This window comes from Streptomyces sp. NPDC050658 (assembly GCF_044457025.1).
GTDB lineage: Bacteria > Actinomycetota > Actinomycetes > Streptomycetales > Streptomycetaceae > Streptomyces.
The window spans coordinates 140,409-152,672 of record NZ_JBITGM010000005.1 but is presented as its reverse complement, the minus strand read 5'-3'; the positions used below and the strand labels follow the sequence as shown (position 1 = coordinate 152,672).

General features: G+C 71.5%; 2 protein-coding genes. Both read left to right on the top strand.

Going from position 1 to position 12,264, the window contains the following annotated elements; translation table 11 throughout:
• Positions 1–3 precede the first annotated feature (3 nt).
• A complete protein-coding gene (locus tag ACIBKX_RS19055) occupies positions 4–11,202 on the top strand; it encodes an SDR family NAD(P)-dependent oxidoreductase (RefSeq protein WP_399375853.1) in 11,199 nt (3,732 codons plus the stop codon).
• Positions 11,203–11,353: 151 nt separating this feature from the next.
• Positions 11,354–12,253, top strand: coding sequence for a proline iminopeptidase-family hydrolase (locus ACIBKX_RS19050; RefSeq protein ID WP_363278022.1), 900 nt, complete (start codon positions 11,354–11,356; stop codon positions 12,251–12,253).
• The last annotated feature ends 11 nt before the right edge of the window (positions 12,254–12,264 follow it).

Below are 12,264 nucleotides of genomic sequence, written 5' to 3'. Positions count from 1 at the left end.
GCGATAGCGATGACGACGTCAAACGAGAAGCTGGTAACCGCACTTCGCACTTCCCTCAAAGAGACGGAACGCCTGCGGGCGCAGCAGCAGAAGCTGACCGCCGCCGCGCGCGAACCCATCGCCATCGTCGGCATGAGCTGCCGATATCCCGGCGGCGTCGCGTCGCCGGGCGATCTGTGGCGGCTCGTGGCCGAGGGCACCGACGCCATCGACGTATTCCCCACGGACCGCGGCTGGGACGTGGAGCGGCTCTACGATCCGCTTCAGGAACGGCCCGACACGAGTTATGTGAACGAGGGCGGATTCCTTTACGGGGCAGCCGAGTTCGACCCCGGGTTCTTCGGGATCAGCCCCAACGAGGCGCTGCTGATGGATCCGCAGCAGCGGCTGCTCATGGAGACGTCCTGGGAGGTCCTGGAGAGCGCGCGGATCGATCCGGGCACGCTGCGCGGCAGCCGCACCGGCGTCTTCACCGGGATGATGTACCACGACTATCTCTACAACAACAATGTGGGCGCGGTCGCCTCGGGCCGGGTCTCCTACGTGTTCGGCTTCGAGGGCCCGTCCGTCACCGTGGACACGGCGTGCTCGTCGTCCCTGGTGGCGCTGCACCTGGCCGTGCAGTCGCTGCGGTCCGGCGAGTGCTCGCTCGCGCTCGCCGGCGGTGTCGCGGTGATGGCGACGGCGGAGACCTTCATCGAGTACTCGCGGCAGAAGGCGATGGCACGCGACGGCCGCTGCAAGTCCTTCGCGGGCGCGGCCGACGGCTCCAACTGGTCCGAGGGTGTCGGCATGCTGCTCGTGGAGCGGCTCTCGGACGCCCGGCGCAACGGCCACCCCGTCCTCGCGGTCGTCCGTGGCACCGCCGTCAACCAGGACGGCGCGTCCAGCGTCATGACGGCCCCGAACGGTCCCTCGCAGCAGCGGGTGATCCGCACGGCCCTCGCCAACGCGCGGGTCTCCGCCGACCAGGTGGACGTGGTCGAGGGGCACGGCACCGGCACGAAGCTGGGCGACCCCATCGAGGCGCAGGCCCTGCTGGCGACGTACGGACAAGAGCGTCCCGCGGGCCGGGCCCTGTGGCTGGGCTCGTTGAAGTCGAACATCGGGCACACGCAGGCGGCGGCCGGTGTCGGCGGCATCATCAAGATGGTGCAGGCCATGCGGCACGGCGTGCTGCCCAAGACGCTGCACGTGGACGAGCCGACGCCGCAGGTGGACTGGTCGGAGGGCAACGTCCGGCTGTTGACCGAGGCGCGCGACTGGCCGGAGCCCGAGGGCCGCCCGCGCCGTGCGGGAGTCTCGTCCTTCGGGATCAGCGGCACCAACGCCCACGTCATCCTCGAACAGGCCACGGAGCCGGTCGCGGAGCCGGTCGCGGAGCCCGATCCGGCCCCGGACGCGGACACGGACTCCGAGCCCGCCCTCCAGGCACCGGCCCCGGTCGCCGCCGACGGAACCCTCGTCCCCTGGATCCTCTCCGCCAAGAGCCGCGAAGCCCTCCGGGCCCAGGCGCTGCGCATCGCCGCGCACACCGAACTCCACCCCGAGCTGAGCCCCGTCGACATCGGGCACTCGCTCCTCGCCACCCGCGCGGGCTTCGGCCACCGGGCGGCCGTGATCGGCGGCGACCGCGACGACTTCCTCGCGTCCCTCAAGGCGCTGGGCGCCGACGAGCCCGCCTCCGGCCTCGGCCTCGTCCATGGACGCCGCACCGCATCCGGCAGGACGGCCTTCGTCTTCCCCGGCCAGGGCTCCCACTGGCACGGCATGGCAGCCGAACTCCTCGCCGAATCCCCGGCGTTCGCCGACAGCATCGACGCGTGCGAGCGGGCACTGGCCCCGCACGTCGACTGGTCGCTGCGCTCGGTCCTGGAACAGCGCCCCGACGCGCCCACCCTGGACCGGGTGGACGTGGCGCAGCCCGCGCTCTGGTCGGTCATGGTGTCCCTCGCGGCACTGTGGCGGGCACTGGGCGTGCGGCCCGACGCCGTCGTGGGCCACTCGCAGGGCGAGATAGCCGCCGCCTGTGTGGCGGGCGCGCTCTCCATGGAGGACGGCGCACGCGTGGTCGCACTGCGCAGCAAGGCCCTGACGGCGATCGCGGGCAAGGGCGGCATGCTGTCGGTCGTCAAGTCGGAGGAGTGGGTACGCGAACACCTCGCGCCCTTCGCCGGACGGCTCTCGGTGGCGGCCGTGAACGGGCCGAGCGCCGTGGTCGTCTCCGGCGACGCCGACGCACTTCAGGAGTTCGGCGTCGTACTGGCGAAGGCGGGTGCCATGCGCTGGCAGATCCCCGGCGTCGACTTCGCCGCGCACTCCGCCCATGTCGACCTGATCAAGACGGAACTCGAGGACGTACTCGCCGGCGTCACGCCCCGCCCGACCGACGTCGCGTTCTACTCGACGCTCACCGGCGGCCGCGTCACCGACACCACGGACCTCGACGCCGACTACTGGTACCGCAACCTCCGCTCCACCGTCGAGTTCGAGCGCGCGACCCGCGCCCTCGTCGCCGACGGCTACGCCCTCTACGTCGAGTCCAGCCCGCACCCGGTGCTCAGGCCCGGCCTGGAGGAGACCTTCCAGGACACGGGCGCCGACGCGGTCTCCGTGGAGTCCCTGAAGCGCGACGAGGGCGGCCTGCGCCGCTTCGCGCTGTCGCTCGCCGAAGCGCATGTCGGCGGCGCCCCGGTCGACTGGTCGGCGTTCTTCGCCGGCACCGGAGCCGAGACGGTCGACCTTCCCACGTACGCCTTCCAGCGCGAGCGCTTCTGGCTGGAGGCGCCCGCCGAACTCGCCGACGCGACGGACCTCGGCCAGACTCCGGTCGACCATCCGCTGCTCGCCGCCGCCGTGGCGGTCGCCGACAGCGACGCACACCTGTTCACCGGCCGCCTGAGCCTGCGCACCCACCCCTGGCTGGCCGATCACGCGGCGTGGGGCACGGTCCTCCTTCCGGGCACCGCGTTCGTCGACCTGGCGATCCGCGCGGGCGACGAGGCCGGCTGCGGCACCCTGGAGGAACTGACCCTGCACGCCCCGCTCGTCCTCCCCGAGGACGGCGCCGTCCAGCTCCAGCTGGCCGTGGGCGCGGCGGACGCGTCCGGCCGCCGCACCGTCAGCGTCCACTCCCGCCCGGACGACGGCCCCGCACTGTGGACCGTCCACGCCCAGGGGCTGCTCGCACCCTCGGGCCAGGCGCCCGAGTACGACCTGAGCGCCTGGCCGCCGGCCGGCGCGGAGCCCGTACCGCTGGAGGGCACGTACGAGGCCCTCGCGGACCAGGGCTACGACTACGGGCCGGTGTTCCAGGGCCTGCGGGCCGCCTGGCGGCTCGGGGACGACGTGTACGCGGAGGTGGCGCTGCCGGAGGGCACGGAGACGGATGCCTTCGGGTTGCATCCGGCGCTGCTCGACGCGGCGCTGCACGGGATGAGCCTGCGGCCGGGCGCCGGGGGCGAGCGGATGCTGCTGCCGTTCTCGTGGAGCGGCGTGGAACTGCACGCGTCCGGGGCCTCCGTGCTGCGGGTCCGCTTGTCCCCTGCCGGGACGGACACGGTGTCGGTCGTCGCGGCGGACGCCGCCGGCCGCCCGGTTCTGTCGGTGGACTCGCTGGCACTGCGGGAGGTTTCGCAGGAGCAGCTCGCCGGGGCGCGCGAGGGCGGGGACGGGGCGTCGGATTCCTTGTTCCGGGTGGAGTGGGTGCCGGTTTCCGCTGCGGCTGCGGCAGTTGATGGTGACGTGGCTGTGTTGCGGTGTGGTGGTGGCGGTGATGTTCGTGGTGAGTTGGGCCGGGTTCTTGAGGCGTTGCAGGGGGGTTCTTCGTCGGGTCGGTTGGTTGTTCTTACTCGGGGTGCTGTGGCGCTTGAGGGTGAGGATGTCCGCGATTTGGCGGGTGCGGCTGTGTGGGGGTTGGTGCGGTCTGCTCAGTCGGAGGATCCGGATCGGATTGTGCTGGCTGATGTGGATGCCGGTGAGGCTGATCTCGGGTTGATCCTTGGGTCGGGGGAGCCGCAGGTTGTTGTGCGGGAGGGTGTGGCGTACGCGGCGCGGCTGGCTCGTGTTTCGGGTCAATCGGGTGGGTCTGAGGGTGTGTTCGGGGCGGAGAGTTCCGTTCTGATCACTGGTGGTACGGGCATGTTGGGTGCGTTGGTGGCCCGGCATCTGGTTGCCACTCATGGCGTACGCAGTCTGCTGTTGACCAGCAGACGGGGGCTGGAGGCTCCGGGGGCGTCGGCTCTCGTGTCGGAGCTGGAAGAGCTGGGTGCTGAGGTCGAGGTCGCGGCCTGTGATGTCGCGGACCGGGGTCAGCTCTCGGCTCTCCTTGAAGGTCGGACCCTGACGGGCGTCGTGCACACGGCCGGTGTCCTGGACGACGGTGTGATCACCTCCCTGACCCCGGAGCGCCTTGCCACGGTGCTCGCCCCGAAGGCGGACGCCGCCCACCACCTGCACGAACTGACCCAGGACATGCCCTTGACGGCGTTCGTCCTGTTCTCCTCCGCGTCCGGGGTGATGGGGACGCCCGGCCAGGGCAACTACGCCGCCGCCAACGCCTACCTCGACGCCCTCGCCACCCACCGCCGCGCCCAGGGCCTCCCGGCCCAGTCCCTCGCCTGGGGGCTCTGGGATCAAGTCAGCGGCATGACCGGTGACTTGGCGGCCGTCGACCGGGCCAGGATGGCGCAGGGCGGCGTGCTCCCCCTCGGTACCGAGGAGGGACTCGCGCTCCTTGACGTGGCCGTCTCGCAGGGCAGCCCCGCCCTCGTCCCTGTCCGTCTCGACCTCCGCGCACCGGCCGGGGCCGAGATCCCGCATCTGCTGCGCGGACTCGTCCGGGGCCCTCTCCGCCGGGTCGCCGAGGGCGGGGCGGCCGCCGCGTCGGACCTTGCCGGGCGGCTCGCCGGGCTGCCGGAGCGGGAGCGCGAGTCGGTGCTCCTGGAGATCGCCCGTACTCAGGCCGCGGCCATCCTCGGGCACGCCAAGGGCGAGGCGATCGATGCCTCGCTGCCCTTCCGCGACCTGGGCTTCGACTCGCTGGCGGCGGTGCAGTTCCGTAACGCGATGAGCGCGGCCACCGGGCTGCGGCTGCCCGCCACGCTCGTCTTCGACTACCCGACGCTGCAGGCGCTCGCGGGGCACCTTGTCACGGAACTCTCCGACGCCGTGGACGAGAGCGCGGCGCTCGTTCCCGCCTCCGTCGCGGTCGCGGGCGACGACCCGATCGTGATCGTCGGGATGAGCTGCCGCTATCCGGGCGGCGTCGCGTCGCCCGAGGACATGTGGCGCCTCGTCGCGGACGGCGTCGACGCGATCTCGGAGTTCCCGCGGGACCGCGGCTGGGACATCGAGCGTATCTACGACCCGACCAGGGAGCGTCCCGAGACGAGTTACGTCAAGGAGGGCGGGTTCCTCTACGACGCCCCCGAGTTCGACCCGGACTTCTTCGGGATCAGCCCCAACGAGGCGCTCACCATGGACCCGCAGCAGCGTCTGCTGCTCGAGGCGTCCTGGGAGGCGATGGAGCGGGCGGGCATCGACCCCGCCACGCTGAAGGGCAGCGCCACCGGTGTCTTCGCCGGGCTGATGTACCACGACTACACGTACAACAGCGCGACCGGAGCCATCGCCTCGGGCCGGGTCGCCTACAACTTCGGCTTCGAGGGCCCGGCGGTCACGGTCGACACCGCCTGCTCGTCGTCGCTGGTCGCGCTGCACCTCGCGGCACAGGCGCTGCGCTCCGGCGAGTGCTCGCTCGCTCTCGCCGGCGGTGTGTCCGTCATGGCGACGCCGGAGATGTTCGTCGAGTTCAGCCGCCAGCGGGGCATCGCGGGCGACGCGCGCTCCAAGGCGTTCGCTGACGCGGCGGACGGCGCGGGATTCAGCGAGGGCGTCGGCATGCTGCTTGTCGAGCGGCTGTCGGACGCGCGGCGCAACGGGCACCCCGTGCTGGCGGTCGTGCGCGGCTCGGCGGTGAACCAGGACGGTGCGAGCAATGGGCTGACCGCGCCGAACGGTCCCTCGCAGCGTCGCGTCATCCGTCAGGCGCTGGCGAACGCGGGTCTTTCCGTGGCCGATGTCGACGCCGTGGAGGCACACGGCACGGGCACCAGGCTGGGCGATCCGATCGAGGCGCAGGCGCTGCTCGCGACGTACGGACAAGACCGTCCGGAGGACCGGCCGTTGTGGCTGGGCTCGCTGAAGTCGAATGTCGGCCACGCCCAGGCGGCGGCCGGTGTCGGCGGCATCATCAAGATGGTGCAGGCCATGCGGCACGGAGTGCTGCCGAAGACACTGCACATCGACGCGCCGTCCACGGAGGTGGACTGGACGGAAGGCAACGTCGAGTTGCTGACCGAGGCGCGGGACTGGCCCCGGCTCGACGGCCGCCCGCGCCGTGCGGGAGTCTCGTCGTTCGGGATCAGCGGCACCAACGCCCACGTCATCCTCGAAGAAGGGCCCGCGATCCCGGCGTCGGCGGCGCTTGGTGCCGGTGACCCGGTCGAGCCCGACCCCGTCGAGCCCGGCCCCGTCGCCTGGCCCGTGTCCGGCAGGAACGAGTCCGCGCTGCGTGAGCAGGCTCAGCGGCTGCTCGCGTATGTGGAGCGTGGTGAGGCGGGGAGTGATCGGGGGAACTACCCGGTGAACGACCGGGTGAACGACCCTGCAGCAGACCTGGCCGGCATCGGCTACTCCCTCGCCACCGGCCGCGCGCACTTCGATCACCGCGCGGTCCTCGTCGCCCAGGACATCGACGGCTTCAAGTCGGCGCTGACCGCGCTGGCTTCGGGCACCCCGTCCCCCGAACTCGTCGGCGGGACGGCCTCCCGCACCCTCGGCAAGACCGTCTTCGTCTTCCCGGGGCAGGGCACCCAGTGGGTCGGCATGGGGGCCGAACTCCTCGCGGAATCCCCGGTGTTCGCCCAGTCGATGGCACGCTGCGAGGAGGCGCTCGCCCCGCACGTCGACTGGTCCCTCACGGAGATACTCTCCTCGCGCGCCGAACTGGACCGCGTGGACGTCATCCAGCCCGTCACCTGGGCGGTCATGGTGTCGCTCGCCGAGCTGTGGCGTGCGGCGGGCGTCCGGCCGGGAGCGGTGATCGGCCACTCCCAGGGCGAGATCGCGGCTGCGGCGGTGTCCGGCGCGCTCTCCCTGGAGGACGCGGCGCGCGTGGTGGCGCTGCGGGCCCAGGTGATCGGGCGCGAGCTCGCGGGCCTGGGCGGCATGGCGTCCATCCCGCTGCCGGTGACCGAGGTCGAGGCGCGGATCGGCGAGGGCTTGAGCATCGCCGCCGTCAACGGCCCGGGCTCGACCGTCGTCTCCGGGGACGCGGAAGCCGTGGGCGCGCTGGTGGCGGCGTACGAGGAAGAAGGCGTCCGGGCCCGTCGCATCCCGGTGGACTACGCCTCGCACTCCGCGCACGTCGAGCGCATCGAGGAGGAGCTTCTGGAGGTCCTGGGGCCCATCAGGCCCCGCTCGGCCGCCGTGCCCTTCTATTCGACGGTCGAGAGCGCGCTGCTCGACACGGAGGCGCTCGACGCCGGGTACTGGTACCGCAACCTGCGGCAGACCGTCCTCTTCGAGCCGACGGTCGACGCGCTGGTCGCGGACGGCTTCGGCGTCTTCGTCGAGTCCAGCGCGCACACGGTGCTCACGGGAGGCATCGAGGAGACCGCCGACGCCGAGGTGGTGACGTGCGGTTCCCTGCGCCGCAAGGAGGGCGGGCTCGCCCGTTTCCTGCTCTCGGCCGCCCAACTGCACGTGGCGGGCGTCGAGTTGGACTGGACCCCGTTCTTCGCCGGACGGGGCACGGGCGGGGCGCTCGACCGCCCCCGGCGGGTCGAGCTGCCGACGTACGCGTTCCAGCGGCAGCGCTACTGGCTGGAGTCCGCGGCGGGCGCGGGTGCCGGAGATGTGGCGGCCGCGGGCCTGGACCGCGCAAACCATCCGCTGCTGGGCGCGGCCGTCGCCCTCGCCGACTCGGGCGGCGTGGTCCTGACCGGCCGCCTCTCGGTGCAGGCCCAGCCGTGGCTCGCCGACCACCTGGTACTCGGCAACATCCTCACCTCCGGCACCACCCTCGTGGAACTGGCCGTGCGGGCGGGCGACGAGGTCGGCTGCGGCACGCTGGAGGAACTGACGCTGCACGCCCCGCTGGTGCTGCCCGAGCAGGGCGGTGTCGCGGTGCAGGTGGTCGTCGGTGAGCCCGACGACGCCGGGCGCTGCGCGGTGTCCGTGTTCTCGCGCGGCGACGACGGCCGGGGCGACCGCACGTGGGTGCGGCACGCCGAGGGCCTGCTGGCCCCCGGCACCGACGCGCCCTCGTTCGACCTGACGCAGTGGCCTCCGACGGGCGCCGAGTCCGTCGACGTATCCGATCTGTACGCCGCTTTCGCCGACGTCGGGCTCGACTACGGGCCGGTGTACCAGGGCCTGCGGGCTGCCTGGCGGCTCGGGGACGACGTGTACGCCGAGGCCGACCTGCCGGAGGGCACGGAGGCGGGCGCCTTCGGGTTGCATCCGGCGCTGCTCGACGCGGCGCTGCACGGGATGAGCCTGCGGCCGGGCGCCACGGGTGACCGGCTGCTGCTCCCGTTCTCCTGGAGCGGCGTGGAGCTGTATGCCTCCGGGGCTTCGGTGCTGCGGGTCCGGTTGTCGCCCGCGGGCCCGGACGCGGTCTCGATGGTCGCCGCGGACGCCGCGGGCCGGCCGGTGGTGTCGGTGGGTTCACTGGCACTGCGGGAGGTCGCTCCGGAACAGCTGGCCGCTGCGGGTGGGGCGGCCGGGGAGGGGAGTCTGTTCCGGGTGGAGTGGGTGCCGGTTTCCGCTGCGGCTGCGGCAGTTGATGGTGACGTGGCTGTGTTGCGGTGTGGTGGTGGCGGTGATGTTCGTGGTGAGTTGGGCCGGGTTCTTGAGGCGTTGCAGGGGGGTTCTTCGTCGGGTCGGTTGGTTGTTCTTACTCGGGGTGCTGTGGCGCTTGAGGGTGAGGATGTCCGCGATTTGGCGGGTGCGGCTGTGTGGGGGTTGGTGCGGTCGGCTCAGTCGGAGGATCCGGATCGGATTGTGCTGGCTGATGTGGATGCCGATGAGGCTGACCTTGGGTTGATCCTTGGGTCGGGGGAGCCGCAGGTTGTCGTGCGGGAGGGTGTGGCGTACGCGGCGCGGCTGACCCGCACGGATGCTCAAGTCCTTTCTAGTGATGGGGTGTTCGGGGCGGAGAGCGCTGTCCTGATCACTGGTGGTACGGGCATGCTGGGTGCGTTGGTGGCCCGGCATCTGGTTGCCACTCATGGCGTACGCAGTCTGCTGTTGACCAGCAGGCGGGGGCTGGAGGCTCCGGGGGCGTCGGCTCTCGTGTCGGAGCTGGAGTCTCTCGGCGCCGAGGTTGAAGTCGCGGCCTGTGATGTCGCGGACCGGGATTCGGTGGCGTCGCTGCTGACTGGGCGCACCCTGACGGGCGTCGTGCACACGGCCGGTGTCCTGGACGATGGTGTGATCACGTCTCTGACTCCCGAGCGCCTTGCCACGGTGCTCGCCCCGAAGGCGGACGCGGCCCGGCATCTGCACGAGCTGACGCAGGACATGCCGCTGACGGCGTTCGTCCTGTTCTCCTCCGCGTCCGGGGTGATGGGCACGCCGGGCCAGGGCAATTACGCGGCCGCCAACGCCTACCTCGACGCCCTCGCCACCCACCGTCACGCCCAAGGCCTCCCGGCCCAGTCCCTCGCCTGGGGATTCTGGGATCAAGTCAGCGGCATGACCGGCAACTTGGACGACGCGGACCGGGCGCGGCTCGCGCAGGGCGGTGTGCGGCCGCTGGCCAGCGAGGAAGGGCTCGCCCTCCTTGACGCGGCGGTCGCGCAGGACCGCCCCGCCCTCGTCCCCGTCCACCTGGACGTCTCGGCCCTGCGGGCCCTTGGTGACTCCCTCGCCCCGCTGTTCCGGGGGCTCGTGCCCGCCGTACGGCGCAGTGCGTCGGCGGCGCGGCCGGACGCGGACTCGCTGCGCAAGCGCCTGGCCGGGCTCTCCGAGGCGGACCAGGAGCGCGAGGTGCGGGAAGTGGTGCTCGGCTACGCCGCCGCGCTGCTCGGACACAGCGACAGCAGTGCCGTCGACCCCGACCGGGGCTTCCTGGAGTCGGGCTTCGACTCGCTCACCGCGCTGGAGCTGCGCAAGAACCTCAATAACGCCACCGGGCTGCAACTGCCGCCCATGGCGGTCTTCAACAGCGGCAACCCCGCTGCCCTCGCGCGCGAGATCCTGGAAGCACTGGCCGCCGCACCGGCGGCGCAGACTTCCGGAAGCGCGGCGCCGACGGCCGGCGCGGGTACCGGGAGCGGCGGCCATGGGGCGCCCGACACCCTGAGCGCGCTGTTCCGTACGGCGGTGCTCAGCGGCGGAGACATCCCCAAGAGCTTCACCATGCTCAGGGCGGTCGCCGATCTGCGCCCGCAGTTCACGGCGAAGGACCAGCTCGACCGGTTCCCCGAGCCGACCCTGCTCGCCGACGGGCCGGAGAGCCCCCGGCTGATCTGTGTCACTACGCCCATGGTGGCCGGCGGTGTCATCCAGCACGCCAGGCTCGCCGCCGCCTTCCGCGGCAACCGGAAGGTGTCGGGCCTCGAACTGCCCGGCTTCGGCATGGACGAGCCGGTGCCCGTCACCGGCGACGCGGCGGTGGAGGCGGTCGCGGAGAGTGTCGCCCGGACCGCGCAGGGCGAGCCGTTCGTCCTGGTCGGCTACTCGTCCGGCGGCCTGCTCGCCTACGGGGCGGCGAACCATCTCGAACAGGTCATGGGCATCAAGCCGGCCGGTGTCGTCCTCCTCGACACCTATTCCGTGAAGGACAACGGAATGCAGTCGGGATTCGAGCACATGACGTACCGCATGCTGGAGATGGAAGAGACCTTCGGCCCCTACACGAGCGCGCAACTCACGGCGATGAGCCGCTACTTCCATCTTCTTCCGGAGTTCCACCAGAAGGGAATCGAGGCGCCGGTCCTGTTCATCAGTGCCGACAAGAGCTTCATCCCCGACACCGACACGGAGTGGAGTCCCGGCGACTTCCCGCGCGCGCTGCCGTGGCGCCCGGAACACACCTTGCGCATGTCGCCGGGCAATCACTTCACGATTGTCGAGGAGGACGCCGAGTCGACGGCCGGGATGATCGAGGAGTGGCTCGGCTCCATGGCGTGACGGCCGGGGAAAGGGCGTGACGGCGGCGGAATCGCCGTGACGGCCAGGCAGGAAAGGTAGGGGGCGGTCCGGAGACCTTAGGGGCTTCCAGGCCGCCCCCGCCTCACTACTGTCACGAAGAGGCTGTGCCGAGTCGATTGAGGTGGTTGGAATGACGCTGGCTCCCGACGCCAAGGGGACCGTGCCATTCGGTGAGTTCGAGACCTGGTACCGCGTGACGGGCGATCTGCGCTCCACAAGGCCCGCACTCGTCGTCGTACACGGCGGACCCGGCGCCACCCACGACTCGCTGATCAATCTGACCGAACTCGCCCGCGAAGGCTGGCCGGTCGTGCACTACGACCAGATCGGCAACGGCGGCTCCACCCATCTGCCGGACAGGGGCCCGGAGTTCTGGACCGTGGACCTCTTCCTCGACGAGCTGGACAACCTCCTCCGGCGGATCGGGGCGGCCGACGACTACGTCCTGTTCGGCCACTCCTGGGGCGGCGTGCTCTCCGCGAAACACGCCGCGGGCAGGCCGCGGGGCCTGCGCGGACTCGTGCTCGCCGATTCCCCGGCCTCCTATCCGCTCTGGCGGCAGGAAATGGAGACACTGCGCGCCCAGCTCCCGCCGGAAGTCGACGCGACGCTCCGGCGCCACGAAGAGGCGGGAACGACGGACAGCGAGGAGTACTTCCAGGCCGCGCTCGTCTTCTATGCCAAGCACGTCTGCCGGCTTGATCCCTGGCCCCGCGAGTACATGGCCACCTTCATGGAGATCTACAACGATCCCACGGTCTACCGGACCATGAACGGCCCCACCGAATTCCATGTCACGGGCACCCTGCGGGACTTCTCGGTCACGGACTGCGCGGCGGACATCGACGTCCCCACGCTGCTGCTCTCCGGGCGTCACGACGAGGCGACCGAGGCGACGGTCCGGCCCTTCCAGGAGCTGATACCGGACGTCCGCCGGCACATCTTCGAGGAATCCAGCCACGTACCGAATCTCGAAGAGCCGGAGCGATTCCGGGAAGTGCTGCTCGAATTCCTGAAGGGCCTCGGCTGACGCCGCCGTAC